Here is a 23,707-nt window from a genome sequence, read left to right on the forward strand (position 1 = left end):
CATCCTCTGAATTCCCAATGGATAGGCCCGAGAACCGGCTCCGGTTCTCGGGCCTATGTGTTTGTGGCGGGAGGATACATGTCGAGATAACGCGCCCTGCGTTCGGCAAGAACCGGTGCCTTGCTAGAATCCGGCTCGAAGCGCGCACGGATCGGCGGCTTTCGGCAGATCGCCTCGATCGTCCCTGCCCCCGCCGCGACCATTCCAAGACGTGCAGCCCCGAAGGCAGCACCGATCTCGGCCCCTTCGGGCAGATCGAGCGGCAGATCAAGCATATCGGCCAGAAGCCCGTTCCAATAGGCGCTGCGCGAGCCGCCGCCCACCAGCATGCAGGAGCGCGGCGCAGCATCCGCCGCCTTCAGCACGTCGAGACCGTCGGCCAGCGCAAATGCCACCCCTTCCAGCACGGCATAGGCGAGCGCCCCGGCATCATGCTCGGCCCGCAGGCCGCTGAACCCGGCGGTGGCGTTGGGATCATTATGCGGCGTCCGCTCACCTGTGAGATAGGGCAGGAAGACCGGCGCCGCCTCGCGCCGCCCCGCATCGGCGGCAAATTGCCTGGCTTTTTCAATGAGCCCTGCCACATCGTGCTGATGCCCGGTCAGACCAGCGAGCCATGCCAGTGCCGAAGCCGCCGAAAGCGCCACCACCATGCCGTGCCAGCGCTGCGGCAGGGCATGGCAGAAGCCATGCAGCGTCCGCTCCGGCAAGGAGACGAGACGGTCGGTCGAGACGAACAGCACGCCCGATGTGCCAAGCGACAGGAAGCCATCGCCCGGGCCGATAGCGCCTATGCCGACCGCTGAGGACGCATTGTCGCCGCCGCCGCCCGCAATCGGGATTTTTCTCCCGGCAAGGCCCCAATCCGCTGCCACATCGCTGGAGAGATAGGCCGATATCTCCGCCCCCTCAACCAGATCCGGCATCTGCGCTCGCTTCATGTCGCATGCATCGAGAAGCACATCATCCCAGCGCCGCCGCCCGACATCGAGCCACAATGTCCCTGCCGAATCCGACATATCAGACACATAATCGCCCGACAGCCGGTAGCGCAGATAATCCTTCGGAAGGAGCACCTTGGCGATCTCCGCGAAGATTTCCGGCTCGTGCCGCGCCACCCATAAAAGCTTTGGCGCGGTGAAACCGGGCATGGTCGTGTTCGACGAACGAACCATGAAATCCGGCACCCGTTCCAGCAATTCGCCGCATTCGCGCCCGCAGCGCCCGTCATTCCACAGGATCGCCGGGCGCAGGACGGAGCCATGTCGGTCGAGCAATGTCGCGCTGTGCTGCTGGCCGGAAAGGCCGATGCCCTCCAGTTCCAAAAACCGCTGTGGCGCCAGGCCGCGCACCTGTGCGACGGCCTTTTGCGCCGCCTGCCACCATTCCTCGGGGTCCTGCTCCGACCATAACGGCCGCGGGCGCAGCACCTCGACCGGAGCGGAACCCTCGGCGATAAGCACCTGATTTTCATCGAGAAGGACAGCTTTTACGGACGAGGTACCGACATCGATACCGAGATAGCTCGCCATCAGATCGCCAGCCCCTGCTGATCGAAGAGATAGACATGGTCCGGGGCGATGCCGACCGCCAAATCCTCGTTCCTCGTGATCCCGAGGCGACCGGGAGAGACGATGGTCATGACGGGACCATCTGCGGGCTGGGCATAGATCTGGCTGGCGCCGCCAAGATATTCGGTGAAGTCGGCCTTCAGCGTCAGTACCGGATTGGCGGACCGCACCTCCAGATGTTCCGGCCTCATCCCTACCGTCAAATCGTCGCCGATCTTCGTCTGGTGCGGCCCCTTGGTGGCAATGGCGATTGCACCACCGACAAAAGCCGGGCTCGAAACGGTCAACTGCCGTTCCGCCACGGCGGTGACCCTGGTGGGGAGAAAATTCATCTTCGGCGAACCGATGAAGCCGGCGACGAACATGTTGGCGGGGTTGTCATAGAGTTCGGTCGGGGTGCCGATCTGCTCGACGCGCCCTGCCCGCAGCACGACGATACGATCGGCCAGCGTCATGGCCTCGATCTGGTCATGCGTGACATAGACCATCGTGACGCCGAGCGCACGATGCAGCTTGGCGATCTCGACGCGCATCTGCGTCCGCAATTCCGCGTCGAGATTGGAAAGCGGCTCATCGAACAGGAAGAGCTTGGGATTGCGCACGATCGCCCGCCCGATCGCCACCCGCTGGCGCTGCCCGCCGGAGAGCTGGCGCGGCTTGCGTTGCAGGAGTGGTTCGATCTGCAGAATGCGCGCCGCCTCCGTCACCCGCTTCTTGATCTCGTCCTCGCTGGTCTTCACCATGCGAAGGCCGAAGGCGAGATTGTCGAAGACGCTCATATGCGGATAGAGCGCATAGGACTGAAACACCATCGCCACTTCGCGCCGCGCCGGCTCCACATGGGTGACGATCTTCTCGTCGATGAGGACATCACCGCCACTGGTCTCTTCCAGGCCGGCGATCATGCGCAAGAGGGTCGACTTGCCGCAGCCGGACGGCCCGACGAAAACGACGAATTCGCCCTTTTCCGCCGAAAGGCTCACGCCCTGGACGGCAAAATGCTCGCCATAGCGCTTGACCACATTGTCGAGACGAAGAAATGACATATCAGAGGGCTCCAGACAGTTGCGCCGATGGCAAGGCTCCGAGAGCCCGCCCGGCGATTTCTATCTCGTTTCTGGTTTTGAAAAGTGTGAGGTAGATGCGGTAGGCGGCATCATGCGCCTGCTGCCAATAGGGATCGGGATCGAGCACCTTTTGCTCCGGCGCCATCGCCTCCAGGCTACCGAACAGGTCGGCATGAAAGCCGGCGGCGACCGCCGCGACCATCGCCGTGCCGAGAAGCACAGGCTCCCTGGCATCGCTGACGATCAGCCTCGCGCCGATCGCATCCCGATAAAGCTGGACGAGAAGCGGATTGTGCAGATGCCCGCCAGCCAGCGCGACACTGTCGAAGGCATAGCCGCCATGGGCGTTCAGGTGCTCGAGGATTTGCCGGGTCTGCAGCGCCAGCGCCCGCGCCGTGGCGTAATAGGCCTCCAGGAACGAACGCTCGCCGGTTTCCGGGCCAATGCCGGTTGCAAGTGCCCGCACCCGCCCGTCACCGAGTGGTGCGCGGTTGCCGAGCCAGTCCGGCACGATATGGCGGGTGGCCGCAAATGAGGCGCCCTCCTCGTCGAGCAGTTTCAGTATCCGCTCGGCGGTCTGAAGATGCAGTGTGCCGGATGCTTTTCCGGGGCTCGCCGGATGATGGTTGAGCACGGCATCGAGCGCCGTACCGGAAAGACTCTGGCCGGCTTCATGCATCCAGTAGCCGGGAAAGACCGCATCCCTGAATGGACCCCAGACACCGGAAACATGGCGCGCATCACTGGCAAAGGGCATGTAGCAGGTGGACGAGCCACCGATCATCGGAAGTAGATTGTTCATCCGCGCCTGATAATCGCGCCCAAGGACGCCAAGTGCGCCCGCCTCGGCATCGATCAGCCCGATCGCGACGGGAATACCCCAGGGAATGCCGAGGGCCGCGCTGGCGGATGCCGATACAACGCCATGCACCTCGCCCACTTTTCCGGGCTTCTCTCCGAGATGGCCGAGCGCGGTCAGTTCACCGATCCCGAGCCGGTCCAGCAGATCCTGGCACCAGGGTTCGGCTTCACCCGGGAGATAGGGCCACTTACAACCAAGGCCGCAGACCGAATGCCGGTCCGTATCCGTCGCGCGGCGGGCAAGCTCGTCGCAAAGGTCGCGCGCGCCTGTTACCCGCGCCCATGCCGCCGGGCGGTGCCGTTTCAGCCACAGGAGTTTCGGCAGATTGGTTTCCGGCGAGAGCGAGCCGCCGACATGATCGAGGAAGCGGTGGCCAGTCGCGTCGATCTCCGCCGCCTCCGCCTCGCCCCGGTGATCCATCCAGCAGATCACATCGCCGCCGCCGTCGAGCGGCGCATCCCCCTCGGCTTCGATATAGAGGGAAGACGTGGCGTCGAAAGCCAGTCCCGCAACTGAAGACGCCAATTCCGGATGCTGCGCCAGGCAGTCGGTCGAGGCGCGGCAGACCGCCTGCCAGATATCATCCATGCGATAGACGGCATGATGCTCCGCCGGCGTCAGCAATTCGAATGATGCCGATGCCGACGCCAGCAATTGCCCCTCCCGGTCGAAGAGGCCGGCGCGCGCGGAAAGCGTTCCGACGTCGATCGCAAGCAGATGGCTCATTGCGTCCTCATCATGCGCTCAATCTTTCAAAATGGCTTCGGCAACGTCTTCATCGGTGATGAGGCGGTTGACATATCCCGCCCGGAGCACCGCCCTGATGATCGGCACCTTGTGCATGCCGCCCGATGCAAGGACCGATGACGGGATCAGCTTCAGGTCCGAAGGCTGCATCGCCATGACTCGCTGGTTCAGCGGATGATCGACAGGCGCGCCATCCTCATCGAGGAACACGCCGAGAATATCGCCGACAGCACCCGCCGCCTGCAGCGTCGGCAGGTTTTCGGTCACGATCTGGGTCTTCGCCAGAAGCGAATAGTTGGAGAGGTCGCCGCAGGCGATCAGCGCTACAGCCGTCCTGCGACCACGCTCCATCGTCTCGGCGAGCCCGTAATGGGTGAGCAGGGTGGTGCGGCTTTCGCTCGACGGGCAATAGATCGGCGCCGCTACGTAATAGCATTCCGCACCCAGCATGCGTGCGAACTCCGTCGACACCTCGAATGTGTTCGTGCCGGATCCGCGCGTCAGCCCGCCCATCAGCGCCGCAACCCATGCGTTGGGAAGACGGCGCGGCGTCAGATGCCGCCTTGCCGCCGACAGCGTCTGGCCCCAGCCGATGCCGAACCCCTTGCCGTCGACCAGCAGGGGATCGAGCATCGCGGCCGTCGCGCGACCCAGCACGCGATGCAGATCCTCGAAATCGGGGACGGACGGCACGACGGAACAATCGACAAGGCCGAACCGCTCCTTCAGTCTCTCCTCGAGCACCACGCAATGCGTGAGCGGCATCTTGATATCGACGCTGACCAGTCCGTCGCTTCTCGCCTGGACGACGATCTTGTTTACCCGCAGGCGGGTGATGCGCAGCTTGTCGGCAATCTCCTGCTGGGTCAGGCCTCCGACATAATAATACCAGGCGACGCGGGCGCGGATCTGGTCCGTATCGCTTGATACATTGGCCTGTGCTTCGTTTGCGGTGAGTTCGTTCAAGGCATGCCTCGGGATATCTGTTGGGCGAAAGCCGGTTTAAGCACGGATATCGAATGCTTCAACGCTTGGAGTATCGACAGATCGTCCCGCTCGAAAGGATAAAACACCTCCAGGAACACCGGCCTGTCGGCAAGGCCCGCCCGCTGCTGCAAGTCCGCTGCCTCGCCGGGAACGACCGCACCGCTTTCGCTGAAATCCCAATGGCGGTCATACTGGAAATCCGTCTGCTGCAGATGCACCATGCCGATATCGGGCGCCAGCGCCTCGAACCATTCCGCCATTCCCGCACGATCGCGCCCGTAAAGCGGCTCGAACGTGGCGTGCCCCCAGTCGACGCAATATTTCCAACGCACGGGCGATCCCGCCAGATCGGCGGCCATGCGCTTGGCCTGCGCCACCGTCCACGGCCACTCGCGGCGCATCGGCGTCGGCTCGACATAGAGCTCGACGATCCCGCTTTCTCCGGCGGCCTGCGCGAGCCGCCCCATCCGGGCGATCAGATCATCGTAATCCGCCGGCGGGATGCTATCGGGCTCCTTGCCATCTATCCTTGAGGCAATGGCTCCCAGCGGGCCGCCGACACGATAAATCCCAGCACTTGCCGCGAAGCGATAAGCCTTCTTCATCCACGCTTCCGCGACATCGCGGACCCGGGGATCGGGATGGAGAAGCTGGTTGAACGTATAGTGGGCAAGGCCGATGAAGGCGCTGTGGACCGTGATCCCGTACCGATCCGCAGCGCTGCGAATATCCCGGGCGCAATCCGCCAGAATATCCTCCGGCCATGTCGGATCGACGAGGTCGAACGAAAGCTGCACCAGATCGAGGCCCAGTTCCTCGCGCACGATCGGCGCCCAGAGTTCGGGCGTCACCCATCGCTTCACGCAGAACGAAAGATTGATCCCGAGCGGAATGGATACCGGCTGAGTGTCCGTCATTTGGTAGCGCCCATGGTAAGCCCCCGAACCATATGTCTCGATACCAGTAGCGCGAAAATCGTCACCGGGAGCACGATCACCGTGCCCGTCGCCATGATCTTGCCCCACGGCAGTTCATACCCCGACATGAAGCTCGTCGCCATGACGGGCGCGGTCTGGACGCTGCGCCGCGTCAGCACCAGCGCATAGAGAAGCTCGTTCCAGGAGAAGATGAAGCTGAAAATCGCCGATACAGCGATGCCGGGTAATCCAAGCGGCACATAGATCTTGCGGAAGATCGTGAACTGGTCCGCCCCGTCGAGGCGCGCAGCCTGTTCGAGCTCGATGGGAATGGAGCGGAACTGATCGGTGCAGATCCACACCACGATCGGCAGGTTGAAGGTCAGATAGATCAGGACCAGCACCAGATAAGTATCGAGCATCTTGAGCTGCACCGCCAGGAGATAGACCGGCAGGGCCAGCACGATCGGGCTGATCATGCGGTTCGAGATGAACCAGAACCAGAGATCCGACTTGCCACGGAACTCGAAGCGCGCCAGCGCATAGGCCGCCGGCGCCCCGAGCAGCACGGAGAGCGCCGTGGTCAGCGTCGCCACGATAAGCGAATTGACGATCGAGCCGAACACTTTCTCGTCCGCAAAGATGTCGGCGTAATTGGCGAATGTCGGCGTGAAGAACCACACCGGCGGCGATGCCAGGAGGTCGCTCTGGTCCTTGAAGCTGGAGGACACCATCCAATAGAAGGGAAAGAGCGTGAAACACAGGACGGCGATCAATCCCGCTCCGTGCAGCACCCGGCGAAGCGTCGTGGACATCACTCGATCTCCTTGTAGATCAGCCTGATATAGAGACGGCTCAGCACGATGGTCATGATCAGGAGAAGGATCGCCTGGGCGGAAGCCATGCCCATGTCGAAAACCCGGAAACCCACGCGCTGGATATAGATCGAGACGAGATCCGTGGCCGCGCCCGGCCCGCCGCGCGTCATCACGAAGACCATGTCGAAGAGCTTGAGAATATCGGCCGAGCGCAGGATCAGCATCGCTGTGAGACCCGGCAGCAGATAGGGCAGTTGCACATAGCGCAGGAGCGCCGTCTTCGAGCTCGTCTCCAGCCGCGCCGCCTCCTCGATCTCGACCGGCACCATGGACAATCCGGCAAGGAAGATCAGCGCGCAGAACGGCGTCCATTGCCAGATATCCATGACCGCGATGGCGATGAACGCGCCGGTCGGCGAGCCGAGCCAATCCATGCCGCCGATGCCGATGGCGTTGAGAAATTGGTTCGCGACGCCGAAATCGCGGTTGAATATCAGCCGCCCGATCAAGCCGACGACGGCATAAGTCGTCGCCAGCGGCACGACGAGGGATATGCGGGCCAGCGCCCTGAGCATTCCGAGACCCGGCCGGTGCAGAAGCAGGGCGATGCAGATGCCGAAGAAAAGCTGGAAGGGCAGAACCGTCACGTAGAAGCGCGCCGTCAGCCCGAGCGACTGCCAGAACGTCTGGTCGGAAAGGACATTGATGTAGTTTTCAAATCCGATAAAGGGAAAGCCGTCACGCGGACGGGTGATATTATAGCGCCGGAACGACGTCACCAGCGCCGAGATCGTCGGATAGATGCCAATGACGAGCAGCGCGAATACAGCGGGTGCCAGAAACCAGAACGGCGTCCAGCGTCCATAGCCCGGATTAAGCCTCGTCTCAGTGCGTTCCACCAACTCTCCTCCCTTCTGCATCAGGCGCGGCCGCTCATTCAAGATTGGTCTTCATTCCAGGTTGGCCCCTCATTCCAGGTTGGCCCCTCATTCCAGGTTGGTATGGTTGGCGCGCATCGCCTCGGGCGTGATTCCAAGCCTCTCCCGGAGCTTCAGGATCATCACCTCGAAGAGGATGTATTGCGCACCCTCGTAAAGCGAGCCCATCGGCAGGACCGACACGCCAGTCCCAACATCATCCGGCTCAAGATCGTCCGCCATCGTCTGGGCCGGAATGGTGAGCACGTGATCCGCACGTTTTGCCGCCTCGCCATTCGGCTGCGCGGTAATCACAAGCGTCTTTGCACCGGCTGCCTTCGCCTCCCCCATCAGCCCCAAAACGGTCGAGAAACTGCCGGGACCAGCGGAGACGACCAGCAGATCCCCCTCGCCCACCGGCGGCGTTGTCATATCGCCGACGACGGCTGCCTTGAGGCCCAGATGATAGAGCCGCATGGCGAAGCCCTTCACCTGCAATCCTTCACGGCCGACGCCGTAAAGCGCGATCCGCCCGGCATCGGCAATGACCGCAACGGCAGCATCGACCGTCTGCTCGTCGATACGCTCGAAAACCGCGCCAAGCTCGGCAAGCGCCTGATCGTATAGCTTCAAGGTCTCCTCCTCCCCAGGACAAGTCTCGTCCATCAGACCGGGCGGGCAGGATATTCCCCGCCCGCCGCATGTCAGTTTCGCAAATATCAGAGTTACTGCAGCAATTCCCGCTTGCCGTCGTAATAGCCTTCCTTGCCGAGGATATCCTCCATGCGGGTGCCGATTTCCTTGGCGCCGGCCTCTGTCGAGACCTCTCCGAGCATCATCTTGCTACCCCATTCGGCGACAACTTCCGAGATGGCCGGCCAGGCGGGGAAACGCGGACGGAATTCAGGCACACCCTTCTGCCAGGAGGCGACCATCGGCTCGACGAACTTGTATTTCGCCTTGATCTCCGGCTGCTCGTAGATTGATGTGCGGCCGGAAACGCCGCCTGCCTCCACATAGGGACGCGCGATCTCTTCCGACGTCGCCCACTGGATGAAGAGCCATGACGCCTTTTTCAGATCGTCAGGCGCCTGTTCGGCCACGGCGAGCGAAAAACCGCCGAGCGCCGGCAGACGTCCCGCCGGACCGGCAGGCTCAGGCGCGACGGCAAGGCAATCGCCAAGCTTCGAGGTCGCCGGATCGGTCAACGTGCCGTAGAAGGCCGACCATTCGGTGATCATCGACACCTGCCCCTGCGCCAGTGCATTGACGGCCTCGGCATGGTCGAAGCTGACAATACCAGGAGGCATGAACTTCATCAGGTCCTGGCGGAACTGCAGCCCCTTCTGGCTCCCCTCGCTGAGGAGGTTCGACTTGAACTCCTTGTTCAGGAGCGAACCGCCGAAAGGCCAGAGCACACGCATGAAACTGTCGGCGGACTGCGTTTCGCCGCGCCGCGACTGCAGCGCGAACGCATAGCGGTTCTTGCTCGCATCCGTCAGCTTCGGCGCATAATCCGTCAGCAATTCGTCCCAGGTTGCAGGCGGCTTGTCGAAACCCGCTTCCTTGAGCTGGCAGGAATTATAGAACAGCAGCCCCGAATAATTGTCGAACGGAAGGCCATAGGTCTTGCCGCCCCACGAACCGAACGCCTCGAGCAGCAGCGGGAAAAAACCATCCAGCTTCAGATTGGGATCGGTGATCGATGGGTCCGAGGTGAATTCCTCGATCGACGTGATCCAGTTATTTTCTGCAAACTCCCCGATCCAGACGAGATCGACCAGTGCGATGGTCAGGTCACCGTTCGAGGTGAAGTTGAGCACCTGCTTTTCGCGGCTGTTCTCATAGGGAACGATCTCATAATTGACCTTGATCCCCGTCTTCTTCTCGAATTCCGGCAGGAGTTTGATAATCGCCCGATAACCCGGGCGATCCAGGAAAATCACGTTGATTTCCTTGCCTTCGAAGGGCTTTCCGGCGGTCTCCAGCCAGTCCTGGGCCAAAGCCGTCGATGGCAGCGACGCGGCGCTGGCCATGAGCGCCAGCGCGCTCAACGATGCATATAGAAGTTTCCTCACTTTATCCTCCCTGTTTTGGTAATCCATTCGGATAGATCAGGCTCTTTATGTAGCCCGGCGCGTTATCAGCGTGGTTGCGGAACGTGTCGGGTGCCTCGTCAAGGCCGACCTGATGCGTCACGATTGACGCGACATCGACCTTTCCTCCAGCGACGAGTTCGATAGCGCGCGGATAGACCTCCCCCATCCGGCGTGCGAATTTGATCTTCAGCCCACGGCGGCGGGCTTCGGCGGCGGGCAACGTGTAGACATCGCCGTCGGGGATGCCGACAAGCACGATGCGCCCGCCGATTTTGGCGGCAAGGACGGCATCACGGAACCCGAGCGGCGAATTCGTCGCCTCGATGACCAGCGGCGCACCCTCGCGCCTAGTCCACTCGCGTATATCGTCTACCGATTCCCCGACCCGCGAGGCGCCGAGCCGGGCGGCCATGGTCCGCCGATGCTCAAGAGGATCGACCGCCAGAATCTCGCCCGCACCTGCCGCCTTCAGAACCTGCAGGATCAAAAGCCCGATCGGGCCGCATCCGATCAACGCCACTTGTTCCAGCAGTCGCGGCTTGGCCAGATCGACAGCATGAATGGCCACCCCAAGCGGTTCGAGCATCACAGCTTCCAGTGGCCCGAACTCATGAGGCAGCGGCACGATCTGCGATTTCGGCACCCAGATGCGCTCCGTCATCGCCCCGTCAAAGGGCGGCGCGCCGATGAATTTCACATTCGGGCAAAGGTTAGGATGCCCCCGCTCGCAGAACTCGCAATGGCCGCAGGCCTTGTTCGGATCGACGGCCACGAGCGAGCCGCGGGAAAGCCCGAGATCGTCCAGATCCTCGCAGAGATAGCCGCCGAATTCATGCCCTGGAACGAATGGCTCCTTCACGATCGCCGAGCCGATGCCCCCGTCCTTGAAATAATGGAGATCGGAACCGCAGAGACCGACGGAAGCGACGTCGATGAGCACTTCGCCCGGGTTGCCCTCCCGCAGATTGAAGGGGGCGACATACGCGTCGTGGGCTGCACGAATGAAAAGGGCACGGCTCATTGAGGCTTCCGGAAAATAGCATCTAAAAAAGGATTTCAGCGACACGATACAAATGTAAATTATCTTTTTCAAGTGTAATTAACGAGCAGGGCGACCAATGGGAATGGCCGTCTGACTTTGGCCGGGGCGGAACGAAAATGAAGGCAGGTCGGGCCGGACACGGGAAAAAATTAGCCTTGCCACTTCCAGTTTCAATAACCATGGCGGGATCCCGCCATCTCGCCAGGATTGCCGAATGGCAGCTGCCGCTCCATATTCCATTCTTTGGAGGTAGAACGATGTCGATGAAATCCTTGGCTATGGCCGCAATAATCGGTTTCGCCAGCCTATCGCTTTCAGGCTGCGTCAGCGAAGGCGGCACCTATTATGAGGGGTACTCCCGTCCCGGCGGGTATTATGACCCCTACTATGGCGGCGGCGGTTATTATGGTGGTGGCGTCGTCTATGACCGTGATTATTACCGCGGCAGGCGTCATTATCGGGATCGTCGCGACCGTCGTCCTGATTACGCACGTCCGGGCCGCCCTGGTTATCAGCGGCCCGACCGCCCCCAACGTCCGGATCGCCCCACCTATGGAGGAGGTGACCGCCCGCAACGCCAGATCACCCGCCGCACTGACCGGCCGATCAAGTTCGTGGTTCCCACGCCGGATGGCGGCCGTCGCGTGATCACTCCGGGTGCCGACTAAACACATATGCGCCTGCCTGAACCAACGCTTCGTGGCAGGCGCAAATTTTTTATCTCAGCCGGGAAATGCACCTGCCGCTCCAGTTTGGCGCGATGAAACCGATTGACGTCCGGCAAAATATTCGCAAGCCCCAACGGGAATTCAGGTATGACTTATACATAAGTCAGCACGACGCAGTATTATATTCAAAATAACAAGCAAAAACCGTCGATTGCACAACTATTCTGGACGATTACTTTAGGACTCCTCTGCAGTAATTAATTTCCGCCCCTCCTATTATTCGGACACCAAAGAGCATATATACGGATGCGTGCTTCATATGATGGCCGCAGAAAGAACTGCGGTGAAATTCCGGCCCGTCCACGACCACATGAATTCGACGCGTGGAAGGCCCAATAATCGCGTCGGCCCAAGCTTTTGCCGACCAGAACGTTTAAACGGTCAACACCGAATCATGCCCGTTTCGACCCTGTGCGCGTGCCATAAGCTCGCCGCCGGGATTTACCCGAAGCATCACTGATTTCAGACAATATCTTTAAAGATAGGGAGATTTTCGCCATGGCGAAAGGACAGCAGCGCAGCAACCGCGAGACCAGAAAGCCGAAGAAGGAAAAGGTGGCTCCAAAGGCCGAAACGCCCTTCGGTGCCCAGGTCAAGCTGGCCAACAGCACAGTTGATGCCCGTCGCAAGCCAAAGGCTTGAGGGTGGCAAGAATTGGATTCATTCAGAGGAGCTTTTCGATGATCCGCTTCAAAAAAGACGATGCAGACCCGAAGCCGGTTGCGGCCAGGAAGAGTTCAAGTGCTGAGGTCGCCGCTGAGCACGAACAGGAATCCACGCACGAAGAAGCCACCGCCGTCAAACGCAAGGCTGCGGACAGCAATGGAAAAGTGCGCCGCGCACGCCGGACCGTCGAGGACAACAGGCTGCTTTGATCGCATATTCCGGTGATCTGGTCAGGTCACCGGGCGAAGCCGACATCACGAAGCGCGGGATTGTTCTCAGGACTTGCGGAAAAACGAACAGCGGTTTCGATAATTCAAAGCAGGAACCGCCGGTGCATCAGCCCAAACCGGGACCCGTTCCCGGAAAATACGATGCACCAAATCAATAAACTACGGCGTCCTCGTGTAGCGTCCAGAAGGACCCGCGGCGCTGTAGCAGCTAATCAAGGATCTTGTCATGGCGCTTACATTTCCAAACCGAAGCCGGAGTTATGATGACGCGCATCAGCGCGTTCGTTTCATCGGCCATGACGGCATGTTCGAGGTTCCGTTTTTCATCGAAGTCGATGCCTTTTCCAAGCCATCCTCCTCACCCTCTGCCGAAGCGGATTATCTGGCCGCTTTCGATGCCGCGGTAAGTTCAATTCACAATGTCGCGCGGGAAGCCTATTCCAACACCCGCAAGAACATGTACGTGCTGACATCGGGCGATTTTCGATAAGGGAAGCCGGTCATCAGCCGGTATCACTTCATTATGATTTGAATTCGGCAGCGCTACGGGAACACTGTCCTGTTTTGGCGGATTTGGCTTTTTTGCAAAACCAAGTCCCCCAACGCCCAAGGAAAGGTATCCGAGCATGTCAAAACCCACGGCAGCCAAATCCGGAACATTCGAAATCGGCGGAGACATCCAGGTCAACCGTCTCGGCTTCGGCGCCATGCGCATTACCGGCCCAGGCATCTGGGGTGAACCGAAGGACCGGGCGGAGGCGATCCGCACGCTGAAGCGCCTTCCCGATCTCGATGTGAACTTTATCGATACCGCCGATTCCTACGGACCTGATATTTCCGAGGAACTGATCCGTGAAGCCCTTCATCCCTATGGCGACATTCTCGTCGCGACGAAAGGCGGGCTGACACGCACCGGACCGGATCGCTGGTCGCCTGTCGGACGCCCGGAATATCTCATCCAGCAGGCCCACAAAAGCCTTCGCAGCCTCGGCCTCGAGCAGATCGGCCTGTGGCAACTTCACCGCATCGACTCGAAGACGCCGCGCGACGAGCAGTTCGATGCCGTCAAATCGCTTCTCGACGACGGCATCATCCGCCATGCCGGCTTGAGCGAAGTCTCCGTCGCCGACATCGAGGCCGCGTCCAAAGTCTTCAAGGTGGCGACGGTGCAAAACCGTTATAATCTCGTCGACCGGACGAGCGAGGACGTGCTGGATTATTGCGAGAAGCACAATATCGGCTTCATCCCCTGGTATCCGCTCGCGGCGGGCGATCTCGCCAAGCCGAATTCGCTGCTGGATAAGATCGCCAAAAAACATGGCGTGGGGCCGAGCCAGGTCGCGCTCGCCTGGGTGCTGAAGCGCAGCCCGGTCATGCTGCCCATCCCGGGCACATCGAAGATTGCCCATCTCGAGGAAAATGTCGCCGCCGCGGGCATTACGCTTTCGGACGAGGATTTCGCGGCGCTCGATCGCGAAGGCAAGGCACAGTTCAAGGGCTGAACGGAATTCCCGGAAAACGCCGTCCGTCCGGACAAGCCACGATCCCAAAAGGTCACGCGAAATTCTGGCGGGCGGCGCAATCAAGTCGACGAAGACAGAGAAAGGTGAGATACTGACCTCAGTTGCGCCTTAAGCGGTGGATTGCCGTGAGGAGCTTCGCCAGATCGGGATGCAGGCTTGATAAGAAGTTCTGTTGAAAGCATGTTCACCGGACTGGCAAAGGAATGACCGCGTTCACGGAAAGTTCATGCCCGGGAGGTCGATTCAACGTCATGAAGACATAATCCGGGCCTAGCTTTTTCTTTCGGTCCAGCCTGAAGCCGCTTCCGGCTCAATGGGCAACCGATCGTTCAGGAGTTGGAAACATGAATGACGCTACATTCTCCGAACTGAATGCAAAGCTCGACGAACTAGCGAAAAAGCTGAGGAACCCGTTTGCCGGCTTGCAGACGAGTGTTACGCTCACCTCTGAGCAGACTGCCAAATTCGCCGAACTTGACGAAAAGGCCAAACTGCTTCAGGCGAAGCTCCGCGCAAAGCTCAACGATGCGCACGGCGTCGATTGGGAACTGCTGAAGCTCGAATTGCAGAACGACCTCATGCTCCTCACCAACAGTTTCGGGCATTGGGCGGAGCATCTGGACAAGCGCTTCAACAATTCCCATTGATCGCCTCCGCACCGCCCGGTGCAATGGGGTGAGCTATCTCAGGAAATAACCCTCTCCCGCCTTCCCTGGCGTCCTGCGCTCGGCTATTCCTAACGAGATGGGACCAGATGAGAATCCTGTTCAATCTGGCCCCATCCCGCTTTAGCTGATCAATTCAAAACCGCAGGTGCAGCACCGTGTCCCATCAGCCCAATTCCGTCGAAGCCCGAGACATCGCCTATCAGCTCCATTCCTATACGAATGCCCGCAAGCTGGAGGCCGAGGGATCCCTGGTTATCGAGCGCGGCGAAGGCATCTATGTCTTCGACAACAACGGCAAGCGCTATATCGAGGGAATGTCGGGACTTTGGAGCGTCGCTGTCGGCTTTGGCGAAAAGCGCCTGATCGAGGCCGCGACGCGGCAGATGGCGAAGCTACCCTATTACCATACGTTCACGCAGAAAACGCACGGCCCCTCCGTCGATCTGGCGGAAAAGCTGATCGCCATGGCGCCCGTGCCGATGTCGAAGGTCTATTTCACCAATTCAGGCTCGGAAGCCAACGACACCGTGGTCAAGCTCGTCCGCTACCGCTCCAATGCGCTGGGTTTGCCGGAGAAGAAGAAGATCATCTCGCGCCTGAAGGGCTATCACGGCGTGACGCTCGCGAGCGCCAGCCTGACCGGCCTGCCCAACAACCACCGCTCCTTCGATCTGCCGATGCCGGGCATCCTGCACACCACATGCCCGCATTACCGCGCAGGCGCCGTCCCCGGCGAGAGCGAAATCGAATTCTCCAAGCGCTGCGCCAAGGATCTCGAGGATATGATCCTGAGCGAAGGGCCGGAAACCATTGCCGCCTTCATCGGCGAACCGGTGATGGGCGCTGGCGGCGTGATCGTACCGCCCACCGGCTATTGGCAGGCGATTCAGGCGGTTCTCAAGAAATACGACATCCTGCTGATTGCCGACGAGGTCATCTGCGGGTTCGGCCGCACCGGCGAGGCTTTCGGCTCGACCCGGTATGAGATGGAGCCCGACATCATGACGCTGTCCAAGCAACTCTCCTCCTCCTATATGCCGATCTCCGCCGTGCTCATCAACGACAGGGTCTATCAGCCGATCGCCGATGAATCGGCTGCCATCGGCACCTTCGGCCATGGCTATACCGCCAGCGGCCATCCCGTCGCCGCCGCCGTCGCCCTGGAAAACCTTGCCATCATCGAGGAACGCGACCTCATCGGGAATGCCCGAAACCTGAGCCCGCATTTTCTCGCGCGCTTGCGTTCGCTGGAGGCGCATCCTCTCGCCGTGGAAGCGCGCGGCGTCGGATTGATCGGCGCACTCGAACTCTACCATGCGGCTTTCGCCGACGAGCCGGGCGTTCTCGGCGCCATGATGAACCGCGCCATGCAGGAGCGCGGCCTGATTGCGCGCAATATGGGCGATTCCATCGCCTTCTGCCCGCCGCTGATCGTCACGGACGCGGAAATCGACCAGATATTCGATATAACCGCATCGGCCCTCGATACGGTCAAGGCAATGATCGACAATGGCGGGGCGGGCTGACCCGCCCTGCTTCTCGCCGGATCAAACCACCGGAGGATTGAGCCTCGCGAACCCTGCCTGACGGCGGTATGGGAAATAGGGATAAGGTGCGGTGACCTCGCTCGCCGCATCAAGCCTGGCGACCTGTTCGGGTGTCAGCGACCAGCCGACCGCACCGAGATTCTGGCGCAACTGTTCCTCGTTGCGCGCGCCGATGATGACGGAGGAAACCGTCGGGCGCCGTAGCAGCCAGTTGAGCGCTATCTGCGGCACCGTCTTGCCGGTTTCCTCGGCAACCGCGTCCAGCACATCGACAATATCGTAAAGCCGTTCCTCATCCACCGGCGGCCCGAATTCGGCAGTCTCGTGAAGGCGGCTCTGTTTCGGCAAAGGCTGTCCGCGACGTATTTTTCCGGTGAGCCGTCCCCAGCCGAGCGGGCTCCACACCAGCGCGCCGATGCCCTGGTCGCGACCGAGCGGCATCAGTTCCCATTCGTAATCGCGCCCGACCAGCGAATAATAAACCTGATGAGCCACATAGCGCGAATAGCCATGCTTGTCCTGCGCTGCCAGCGACTTCATCAACTCCCAGCCGGCGAAATTGGAGACGCCCGCATAGCGGATCTTGCCCGCGCGCACGAGATCGTCAAGCGCCGACACCACCTCTTCGACAGGCGTTCCCGCATCGAAGGCGTGCAGTTGCAGAAGATCGATATAGTCCGTGCCCAGACGGCGCAACGCATCTTCCACCGCCTTGATCAGCCTTGGCCGCGAGGTTCCGGCTTCGTTCGGTCCCTCTCCCATCGGCAGGCCGGTCTTGGTCGAGATGATCACCTGATCGCGCCGGCCTTTGATCGCCTCGGCCAGCACCTCCTCAGAAGCGCCGTTCGAATAGACGTCGGCGGTATCGAACAGGTTGACGCCCGCTTCGAGGCAGATATCCACCAGCCGCCGCGCCTCGCTAGCGTCCGTATTACCCCATGCACTGAAAAGCGGCCCCTGCCCGCCGAACGTTCCCGCGCCGAAGCTTAGGACGGGAACCTTCAGGCCGGATGTACCGAGATTTCTGTATTCCATGATGTTTTCTCGCTTGTTGTTGTTGATTTTGTTCAGGCATTGCCGGTTGCCACGCAGGCGGGCGCAGCCTTCTGCTCAAGACGGATGCTGACGATCGCAACGGCAAGGCCAGCCAGTGTGATGAGCGCGGCGATCAGCGGGATCGCGCCAAGGCCCGGCCCGTGATCGATCACCGCGCCGCCGGCCCAGGCGCCAAGCGCATTGCCGAGGTTAAAGGCGGCGATGTTGAAGCTTGAGGCAAGACTCTGCCCCGCGCCCTCCGCCTTCGACAGCACCCACATCTGCAGCGGCGCAACCGTCGCGAAGCCCGCCGCACCCAGCAACCCGACGAATGCGACGGCGGCGATCCTGTCGTGCAGCGCAAAGGTCATCAGGCCCAGCACACTGGCCAACACAACGAGCGTGCCGATCACGGTGCGCACGAGATGCCTGTCCGCAAGGCGTCCGCCGATGAGGTTGCCAGCAATCAGCCCGCCGCCGAAGACGAGGAGAACAGGCGAAACCGCACTTTCCGGAAAGCCCGTAATCTCGGTCAGCGCCGGGGCGATATAGGTGAAGACCGCGAAGACGCCGGCATAGCCCAGCACCGTCGTCAAAAGCCCGAGCAGAACCGGCCGCCGCGCCATGGCCCTGAGATCGGCGCGCCAGTCTCCAGCCTCGGGCGCAACCTTGTCCTTCGGGACCAGCAGCGCGATGACGGCGAGAGCAACGCTTCCAACTATCGCCACGGCCCAGAACGTCGCGCGCCAGCCGAATTGCTGGCCGAGCCACGTGCCGAAGGGGACGCCGAGAATATTGGCGACCGTCAGTCCGGTGAACATGATGGCGATGGCCGAGGCCCGCTTGTCCGGCGCGACGAGGCTGGTGGCGACCACCGATCCGACGCCGAAGAACGTGCCGTGGGCAAGGGCGGTGAGTACCCGTGCCGCCATCAGGAAGCCGTAGTCCGGCGCCAGCGCGCAGGCCGCATTGCCTATGGTGAAGATCACCATCAGGCCGAGCAGAACGGCCTTGCGCGGCCAGCGGCTGGTCATGGCGGTCAGAACCGGCGCGCCGGCGACGACGCCGAGCGCATAGCCGGAGATCAGAAGGCCCGCGGATGCGATCGTGACGTGGAGATCCGCGCTGACCTCCAGCAGAAGACCCATGATAACGAATTCGGTGACGCCGATGCCGAAAGCACCGGCTGTCAGGGCATAGAGAGCCAAGGGCATGATAGACGCCTCTCCCTGGATGGTTTCGATCCACCGCTATATGGACGAAAGCCTTAAGGTGATATAGAGAGCGCGCGGGAACATCATTTATGAAATGAATTCATCATGAGCCGCATGGACGTCAATCGCTTCGGCGAAATGGAAGTCTTCGTGAGAGTCGTAGAAATGGGCGGCTTTTCCGCCGCCGCGCGGAGCTGCCGGCTGACGCCATCAGCCGTGAGCAAGCTGATCGCCCGGCTGGAAGCGCGCCTCGGCGCGCGGCTTATCAACCGTTCGACGCGAAAACTCGAGCTCACGCCGGAGGGCTGCGCCTTCTACGAGCGCAGCACGCGCATCCTTGCCGATCTTGACGAGGCAGAACGCAATGCCTCGTCAGGCGAAAAGCCCGCCGGCCGCATCCGCCTCAACACCAACGCCTCCTTCGCCACCCATATCCTGGCGCCACTCGTCCCGGAATTCCTGGCGAAATATCCTGATATAACGCTCGACATCGTGCAGACGGATGCGGTGATCGACCTCCTTGCGGAACACACCGACGTTGCGATCCGCGCCGGCCCGCTGAAAAGCTCCACCCTCGTCGCCCGCAAGCTCGGCGCGACGCGCATGACGATTGTTGCCTCACCGGACTATCTCGGGCGGTTCGGAGAGCCGAAAACCGTTGCCGAACTGGAAAACCACAACCGGATCGGCTTTTGCTATATCAGGACCGTCGAGGGCTGGCCGCTCGTCCACGAAGGCCAGACGGTCATGCTCCCGATCACCGGCAATATCCAGGTCAGCGACGGCGAAGGTATGCGGCAACTGGCACTCGCCGGCACCGGCCTCGCCCGGCTCGCCGCCTTCACCGTCCGCGAGGACATCAGGGCTGGCCGCCTCATGCCAATCATGGAGGATCGCAATCCCGGCGATCTGGAAGAAGTCCACGCCGTCTATCTCGGCCAGGGCGGCCCCCTGCCCGCCCGCGTGCGCGCGCTGCTCGATTTCCTCGCCGAACACGCCCGCGTGCGGTGAGCCCTCGGCATTCGCCAAGGCGAAATCCAATATAAACATTATATTATTATTATAATCAATTTAGCTCATCAATACTTACTTAATTGCCAGACAGTAAAATATAGCTGCAAGACATCATTCAAACTATATACAATATATGAATTATTTTACGTTAATCTCGATAACTATATTGCCTATATTTTTCTGAATCGGAATTCTATGATCACTTCGAAATTAAATGCTCAAACCCTGAGAGCTATTCACGGTTTTTGCCATTTCATTTCCAACCAAGGGCGGCTTCCAGGGCCACCCGAGCATATGATTGCACCTAAATTTATAATGAAATCAATAATATACTCTAATGAGAGGTGAATATCGATGAGCGACCTTCTGAAATGGACCTCAGCCCCTGTTAGTTCCAGTTCCATCCCCAACACGACCTGGCTTTCGCCGCAGGATTTCCCTTCCCTATATACCAGCGCGGCTGCGCCGGCCCTTGCTGTTTTTCAGGACAAGCTATGGATCATGCACCGCGGCGGCGGGGAAAACATGGATCTGTGGTATTCAAACTTCACCCCCCAATCCGGATGGAGGAATGGCGAATGGCAAATCCGCTATAATAACATTCCGGTGAAGAGCCCCTCAAAACCGGCGCTCGCTGTAATCGTCGAGGATAACACGCTGCAGTGCGCATATTTGAGGTCATCTGGGCAGACACAGCGAGGAGGTCATATATCGTTTGTCAGCACCGACAATGGTCAAGATTGGAATCCTCCTGTCACTGAGCATATCCTTCCATCTGCTTCCGGGCCGGCTGTCGCTTGGTTCAGAGACGCATTTTGGTGCGTATTCCGCCAGCTGGAGAGTAATCAATTATGGGTTGCGCTCCTCTACGGCATGGAAGTCGATTCCTATGAGATAAGTAGCCAAAAATCCTCCGCGGCACCCGCGCTGGCTGTATTCAAGGACCAGCTTTGGTGCGTGTACCGCGGCTACGGCAACGACAACAACCTGTATGTTACGACGAGCAACAGGGGTGAAATCTGGGCGCCGCCCACACCAATTCCAGGACAGACCAGCGATTGCGAACCGGCTCTGGTCTATGTATCCGAGAACGACGCGCTTTTATGCGTATACGGGGACGGCAACGGCGGTTCTGTATTTTATTACACATACAACACCACTGGAGACCCCACCAAGTGGTCGTCACCCAAGACGATAAACGGAAACCCGCGTGCTCCGGGAACCGGCGTCGGGCTGGCAGAATATCAAAAGAACATTTACTGCGTCTACCGCACCGCCTGAAAAGAGAGCTCCCGGAATGGCGGCGGCATCCGCCCTCATTCCGGGGCACGAACGGTATCAATCGCATTCTCTGAATGCGCGGCCCCCTGATAGGTTTCGGCAATGAACGTTGCGGATTTTACCCTGCCGGCTTGGGATCAGCCTTCGCAGCCTTGTCCCGGAACAGCTTCCAGCGGGACTGGCTTGCGTTGGGAAGTTTGCCCTTGCCATTCATTTCGTCCGGCTCCGTCTCATGCGCCTGAATCGAGCCTTCCGGCGGATAGACGAGTGTATTGTTCATCTCCTCCTTGTGCGCCTTCAGGAAATCGGGGAATGGAAGCTTTTCCTCAGCCCGCCATGCCGCAACCGTTTTCTCCGCCGCCGCCTGTTTTTCCCTGTCGATCGGGGTATCGTCGGCCGCGTACTCGACCGATGACGGGAATGCGAACTGTGCGCCTGCATCGTCCATGATCTTCATGATATGCATCAGAATGTCCTCGCGTATGGCGAGGAATTCGGCGTGCTCGGCCGTCCTGATATAGGCGATGATCTCGACATCGAGCGAATATTCCCCAAATCCAACGAAGCGGATATGGGGATCTTCCACGACGCGGGGATGCGCGATGAGCAACTGGCGCAATTGCGCAAGCACATAGCGCAGTTGATCGGCCGTCGTCTCGTAGCGCAGTTGCAGCGTGGTTTTGAAACGGATGCGGTCACGCCTGGCATAATTCTCGATCTTCATGTCGGAGAATTCGGAGTTGGGCACCGAAATAACTGTGCGATCGAGCGAACGCACTCGCGTGGACCGCATGCCGATATGTTCCACCGTGCCGAACGTATCGTCGAATTTACAGAAATCGCCGACGCTGACCGGCCGGTCGGCATAAAGCGTCAGGCCGGAAAGAAAATTCTGCAAGGTCGGCTGTGCGGCAAGCGCCACCGCGAGACCGCCGATGCCGAGCCCGGCCAGAACATGCTCGTAGGGGATGGCGAACACCTTGGCGAGAAGCAGGAAGGCCGTGATGATGACCGCGACGCGCGCGACGCCGGTGAGGAGCGAGATCAGCGTCTCGTGATAGCCGGGGATTTCCCAGCGGGTGCGATAGCTTTCGGCCATGTTCCCGATCAGATGCCAGAGAATAGGAACCGTCCCGATCAGCATTCCTGCCCAGGCGAGCGCCTTCACCGGCGTCGCCACGACATCGGGCAACCCCAGGAGGCGTAGCGCGGCAAGCAGGAACAGGCCGAGCACGATGGCCCGTATCGACCACCCGATCACCCGCAGGTGCGGCGCCGGCGGGCCGGATACGCTGGCCGACGTACGGTGCGAAAAGGCGGAGATGACGGCGTTGACCAGGAAGCCGCAGACAATGCCGAGAAGACCCAGGATGGCAAGCATCAGCCATTGCCAGCGATCGGCCGGACCCGCACGCTTGAGCAGGTCCGGGCTGATCGAGCGGGCAAGCGACCGTGCTTTGAAATAAGGATCGTCCGCTGCAAAGGCCGTGAACTCCGGCGCGACCGGCATATCCTCGACGGCGGCATAAAGCCCCCGGATATGATGAAGCGTCTCCGGCGTGAACTGCCAGATCACGCCCCCCTTGTCGGCATCGCCCACCTCGACGGGACCAACGACGATATTGCCCGCCGGGTGCTGGAAAAAGGTGTAAGGTTTCTTGCTCTTGGGGTCGTCAGGGATCTCCTGCCAATAGACATAGCCGATCCGGTCGATGACCTTCTTCAGATATCTCCCGAGCAGTTGGGCTTCGTCGTCGCGCACGGCGGCGTTGAAGCCGAGCATGTTGAGCGTGCTGTCGGCCACCTTGTCATTGCCATTGATGAAGCCGCTCAGCAGCGTCTTGAACGTATCGCGCGGTGTCCTGAGTTTTTCCGGCTCCGCTACCGCATCCACCGGCTCGCCGCGCGCATTGGAGAGCTCCGCATGCTTGGCTTTCAGCGCGGCAAGCGACGGCCCCGCAATGAACCACTTGTCTCCCTTGCGCCGGAAAGCGGCATCGAAGGTCACATTCGTATCGAACTGACCAAGCTTCGCCGTCGCATCGTCTCCCTGTATCTGCCCGTGCGGCAGGTTCCAGAAGCGGAAGGTAAGCTTGTCGAGAACCGTATAGAGCTCATGCACATAATCGCTGATGTTGAGACCGCCACGGTCGGCCTCGCTCACGTCAACGACACTGGCAGCCTTGCTGACCAGCGCCATGCCGCCACCCGCGCCCCGCGAAACACCATCGGCGCCGCTTTCGTTCATCGCCTGCAGGAACGAGCGCATGGTCGTCATCGGGCTCGACTGGTCGACTTCCACGCCCTGGTACTGCGAGGCGTCCACACGGACGCCGGTCCACCATTCCGCCGTGGCATATTCGAAGCGGCCCATGAAGCTCGAGCCATCAGGCGACTGGACAAAGAGGATTTCGCCCTGGCGATTGCCCTCGAACCATCGGCCGATGAGTTGCCGTCCGACGGCCTTGGCTTCGATCCGGCCATTGTAGAGCGCGTATCGGCCTGTCACGTCGGTGCCGGTCTGCTGGAACTCGACCTGCGCGCCGCCGCCGGTCCACTTGGTGTCCCAAAGACCTGTCCAGTTGGCTGTTGCCTGGGACTGGGCCTCCGACACGGAAAACATCAGGCCAAAAAGCGAAAGCATCAGTAAAAGAAAAGTCGAACGCCGCGCCTGCCGCAGTAACCGCCCGAAAATCATGATCATGCGCATCAAAGTCCCCTCGTGACCTTCGACGCTGCCGCATCCAATCGACAGTCTGATCTTACAGCCGCAA

General features: G+C 60.4%; 22 protein-coding genes. 9 read left to right on the top strand and 13 right to left on the bottom strand.

Features of this window, described 5'->3' with window-relative positions; genetic code table 11:
- Positions 1 to 53: 53 nt before the first annotated feature.
- The 10 genes from xylB to DUT91_RS02205 all read right to left on the bottom strand — a co-directional run bounded on the left by xylB (position 54) and on the right by DUT91_RS02205 (position 11,006).
- On the bottom strand, positions 54 to 1,532 hold the full coding sequence (gene xylB / locus DUT91_RS02160; protein WP_114438701.1) for a xylulokinase: 1,479 nt from the start codon (positions 1,530 to 1,532) through the stop codon (positions 54 to 56).
- Positions 1,532 to 2,617 (bottom strand): ABC transporter ATP-binding protein, encoded by a 1,086-nt coding sequence (locus tag DUT91_RS02165; RefSeq protein ID WP_114438702.1) that lies wholly within the window; start codon positions 2,615 to 2,617, stop codon positions 1,532 to 1,534. Before DUT91_RS02165 ends, xylB begins: the two co-directional genes overlap by 1 nt.
- A 1-nt stretch (position 2,618) precedes the next feature.
- The gene (locus DUT91_RS02170; protein ID WP_114438703.1) at positions 2,619 to 4,226 is read right to left on the bottom strand and encodes an FGGY-family carbohydrate kinase; all 1,608 of its coding nucleotides are present in this window, start codon (positions 4,224 to 4,226) and stop codon (positions 2,619 to 2,621) included.
- Between the two features lie 18 nt (positions 4,227 to 4,244).
- Entirely contained in the window at positions 4,245 to 5,213 is a 969-nt protein-coding gene (locus DUT91_RS02175) for a sugar-binding transcriptional regulator (protein ID WP_114438704.1), read from the bottom strand.
- On the bottom strand, positions 5,210 to 6,151 hold the full coding sequence (locus tag DUT91_RS02180; protein ID WP_114438705.1) for a sugar phosphate isomerase/epimerase family protein: 942 nt from the start codon (positions 6,149 to 6,151) through the stop codon (positions 5,210 to 5,212). The genes DUT91_RS02175 and DUT91_RS02180 overlap by 4 nt, the downstream gene beginning before the upstream one ends.
- Positions 6,148 to 6,966 (bottom strand): carbohydrate ABC transporter permease, encoded by an 819-nt coding sequence (locus DUT91_RS02185; protein WP_114438706.1) that lies wholly within the window; start codon positions 6,964 to 6,966, stop codon positions 6,148 to 6,150. Before DUT91_RS02185 ends, DUT91_RS02180 begins: the two co-directional genes overlap by 4 nt.
- Positions 6,966 to 7,868 carry a carbohydrate ABC transporter permease gene (locus DUT91_RS02190; protein WP_245419440.1) on the bottom strand — a complete coding sequence of 301 codons (903 nt, stop codon included), beginning with the start codon at positions 7,866 to 7,868 and terminating at the stop codon, positions 6,966 to 6,968. Before DUT91_RS02190 ends, DUT91_RS02185 begins: the two co-directional genes overlap by 1 nt.
- An 87-nt stretch (positions 7,869 to 7,955) precedes the next feature.
- On the bottom strand, positions 7,956 to 8,552 hold the full coding sequence (locus tag DUT91_RS02195) for an SIS domain-containing protein (protein WP_114438707.1): 597 nt from the start codon (positions 8,550 to 8,552) through the stop codon (positions 7,956 to 7,958).
- 59 nt (positions 8,553 to 8,611) lie between these two features.
- Positions 8,612 to 9,964 carry an ABC transporter substrate-binding protein gene (locus tag DUT91_RS02200; RefSeq protein WP_245419442.1) on the bottom strand — a complete coding sequence of 451 codons (1,353 nt, stop codon included), beginning with the start codon at positions 9,962 to 9,964 and terminating at the stop codon, positions 8,612 to 8,614.
- Position 9,965: 1 nt separating this feature from the next.
- On the bottom strand, positions 9,966 to 11,006 hold the full coding sequence (locus DUT91_RS02205; RefSeq protein WP_114438709.1) for a zinc-dependent alcohol dehydrogenase: 1,041 nt from the start codon (positions 11,004 to 11,006) through the stop codon (positions 9,966 to 9,968).
- A gap of 278 nt (positions 11,007 to 11,284) precedes the next feature.
- On the opposite strand from DUT91_RS02205, the gene DUT91_RS02210 reads away from it, so the two are divergent.
- The 7 genes from DUT91_RS02210 (at position 11,285) to DUT91_RS02240 (ending at position 16,368) form a co-directional block, all read left to right on the top strand.
- Complete coding sequence (locus DUT91_RS02210; protein ID WP_147272139.1) at positions 11,285 to 11,695, top strand: hypothetical protein; 411 nt, start codon at positions 11,285 to 11,287, stop codon at positions 11,693 to 11,695.
- A 558-nt stretch (positions 11,696 to 12,253) separates the two neighbouring features.
- Positions 12,254 to 12,397 carry a hypothetical protein gene (locus DUT91_RS26105; RefSeq protein ID WP_200834872.1) on the top strand — a complete coding sequence of 48 codons (144 nt, stop codon included), beginning with the start codon at positions 12,254 to 12,256 and terminating at the stop codon, positions 12,395 to 12,397.
- A 38-nt stretch (positions 12,398 to 12,435) separates the two neighbouring features.
- Complete coding sequence (locus tag DUT91_RS02215) at positions 12,436 to 12,630, top strand: hypothetical protein (RefSeq protein WP_114438711.1); 195 nt, start codon at positions 12,436 to 12,438, stop codon at positions 12,628 to 12,630.
- 247 nt (positions 12,631 to 12,877) lie between these two features.
- Complete coding sequence (locus tag DUT91_RS02225) at positions 12,878 to 13,141, top strand: DUF1488 family protein (protein ID WP_114438713.1); 264 nt, start codon at positions 12,878 to 12,880, stop codon at positions 13,139 to 13,141.
- Positions 13,142 to 13,277: 136 nt separating this feature from the next.
- Positions 13,278 to 14,153 (top strand): aldo/keto reductase, encoded by an 876-nt coding sequence (locus DUT91_RS02230; RefSeq protein WP_114438714.1) that lies wholly within the window; start codon positions 13,278 to 13,280, stop codon positions 14,151 to 14,153.
- Positions 14,154 to 14,518: 365 nt separating this feature from the next.
- Entirely contained in the window at positions 14,519 to 14,821 is a 303-nt protein-coding gene (locus DUT91_RS02235) for a hypothetical protein (RefSeq protein ID WP_114438715.1), read from the top strand.
- Between the two features lie 176 nt (positions 14,822 to 14,997).
- Positions 14,998 to 16,368: an aspartate aminotransferase family protein gene (locus tag DUT91_RS02240; RefSeq protein ID WP_114438716.1), complete on the top strand. Its 1,371-nt coding sequence runs from the start codon at positions 14,998 to 15,000 to the stop codon at positions 16,366 to 16,368.
- A 21-nt stretch (positions 16,369 to 16,389) separates the two neighbouring features.
- On the opposite strand, the gene DUT91_RS02245 is transcribed toward DUT91_RS02240, so the two are convergent.
- Both DUT91_RS02245 and DUT91_RS02250 read right to left on the bottom strand, forming a co-directional pair.
- Positions 16,390 to 17,424, bottom strand: coding sequence for an aldo/keto reductase (locus DUT91_RS02245; protein ID WP_114438717.1), 1,035 nt, complete (start codon positions 17,422 to 17,424; stop codon positions 16,390 to 16,392).
- Between the two features lie 32 nt (positions 17,425 to 17,456).
- On the bottom strand, positions 17,457 to 18,638 hold the full coding sequence (locus tag DUT91_RS02250) for an MFS transporter (RefSeq protein WP_114438718.1): 1,182 nt from the start codon (positions 18,636 to 18,638) through the stop codon (positions 17,457 to 17,459).
- Positions 18,639 to 18,743: 105 nt separating this feature from the next.
- Here DUT91_RS02250 and DUT91_RS02255 point away from each other — a divergent pair, with 105 nt between their 5' ends.
- Positions 18,744 to 19,649 (top strand): LysR substrate-binding domain-containing protein, encoded by a 906-nt coding sequence (locus tag DUT91_RS02255; protein ID WP_114438719.1) that lies wholly within the window; start codon positions 18,744 to 18,746, stop codon positions 19,647 to 19,649.
- Positions 19,650 to 20,006: 357 nt separating this feature from the next.
- Positions 20,007 to 20,933 (top strand): hypothetical protein, encoded by a 927-nt coding sequence (locus DUT91_RS02260; protein ID WP_114438720.1) that lies wholly within the window; start codon positions 20,007 to 20,009, stop codon positions 20,931 to 20,933.
- Between the two features lie 118 nt (positions 20,934 to 21,051).
- Here DUT91_RS02260 and DUT91_RS02265 read toward each other — a convergent pair whose 3' ends face one another.
- Positions 21,052 to 23,643, bottom strand: a complete 2,592-nt coding sequence (locus DUT91_RS02265; RefSeq protein WP_114438721.1) for a mechanosensitive ion channel family protein — start codon at positions 23,641 to 23,643, stop codon at positions 21,052 to 21,054.
- Positions 23,644 to 23,707 lie beyond the last annotated feature (64 nt).

It is taken from the genome of Paramesorhizobium salinisoli, from assembly GCF_003335045.1.
Taxonomy (GTDB): domain Bacteria; phylum Pseudomonadota; class Alphaproteobacteria; order Rhizobiales; family Rhizobiaceae; genus Paramesorhizobium; species Paramesorhizobium salinisoli.

What these genes read in the sequence shown, in the direction of transcription:
- xylB (WP_114438701.1), bottom strand. Translation starts at nt 1,532, where the DNA reads ATGGCGAGCTATCTCGGTATCGATGTCGGTACCTCGTCCGTAAAAGCT.
- DUT91_RS02165 (WP_114438702.1), bottom strand. Translation starts at nt 2,617, where the DNA reads ATGTCATTTCTTCGTCTCGACAATGTGGTCAAGCGCTATGGCGAGCAT.
- DUT91_RS02170 (WP_114438703.1), bottom strand. Translation starts at nt 4,226, where the DNA reads ATGAGCCATCTGCTTGCGATCGACGTCGGAACGCTTTCCGCGCGCGCC.
- DUT91_RS02180 (WP_114438705.1), bottom strand. Translation starts at nt 6,151, where the DNA reads ATGACGGACACTCAGCCGGTATCCATTCCGCTCGGGATCAATCTTTCG.
- DUT91_RS02185 (WP_114438706.1), bottom strand. Translation starts at nt 6,966, where the DNA reads ATGTCCACGACGCTTCGCCGGGTGCTGCACGGAGCGGGATTGATCGCC.
- DUT91_RS02195 (WP_114438707.1), bottom strand. Translation starts at nt 8,552, where the DNA reads ATGGACGAGACTTGTCCTGGGGAGGAGGAGACCTTGAAGCTATACGAT.
- DUT91_RS02205 (WP_114438709.1), bottom strand. Translation starts at nt 11,006, where the DNA reads ATGAGCCGTGCCCTTTTCATTCGTGCAGCCCACGACGCGTATGTCGCC.
- DUT91_RS02210 (WP_147272139.1), top strand. Translation starts at nt 11,285, where the DNA reads ATGTCGATGAAATCCTTGGCTATGGCCGCAATAATCGGTTTCGCCAGC.
- DUT91_RS26105 (WP_200834872.1), top strand. Translation starts at nt 12,254, where the DNA reads ATGGCGAAAGGACAGCAGCGCAGCAACCGCGAGACCAGAAAGCCGAAG.
- DUT91_RS02215 (WP_114438711.1), top strand. Translation starts at nt 12,436, where the DNA reads ATGATCCGCTTCAAAAAAGACGATGCAGACCCGAAGCCGGTTGCGGCC.
- DUT91_RS02225 (WP_114438713.1), top strand. Translation starts at nt 12,878, where the DNA reads ATGGCGCTTACATTTCCAAACCGAAGCCGGAGTTATGATGACGCGCAT.
- DUT91_RS02230 (WP_114438714.1), top strand. Translation starts at nt 13,278, where the DNA reads ATGTCAAAACCCACGGCAGCCAAATCCGGAACATTCGAAATCGGCGGA.
- DUT91_RS02235 (WP_114438715.1), top strand. Translation starts at nt 14,519, where the DNA reads ATGAATGACGCTACATTCTCCGAACTGAATGCAAAGCTCGACGAACTA.
- DUT91_RS02245 (WP_114438717.1), bottom strand. Translation starts at nt 17,424, where the DNA reads ATGGAATACAGAAATCTCGGTACATCCGGCCTGAAGGTTCCCGTCCTA.
- DUT91_RS02250 (WP_114438718.1), bottom strand. Translation starts at nt 18,638, where the DNA reads ATGCCCTTGGCTCTCTATGCCCTGACAGCCGGTGCTTTCGGCATCGGC.
- DUT91_RS02255 (WP_114438719.1), top strand. Translation starts at nt 18,744, where the DNA reads ATGAGCCGCATGGACGTCAATCGCTTCGGCGAAATGGAAGTCTTCGTG.
- DUT91_RS02260 (WP_114438720.1), top strand. Translation starts at nt 20,007, where the DNA reads ATGAGCGACCTTCTGAAATGGACCTCAGCCCCTGTTAGTTCCAGTTCC.
- DUT91_RS02265 (WP_114438721.1), bottom strand. Translation starts at nt 23,643, where the DNA reads ATGCGCATGATCATGATTTTCGGGCGGTTACTGCGGCAGGCGCGGCGT.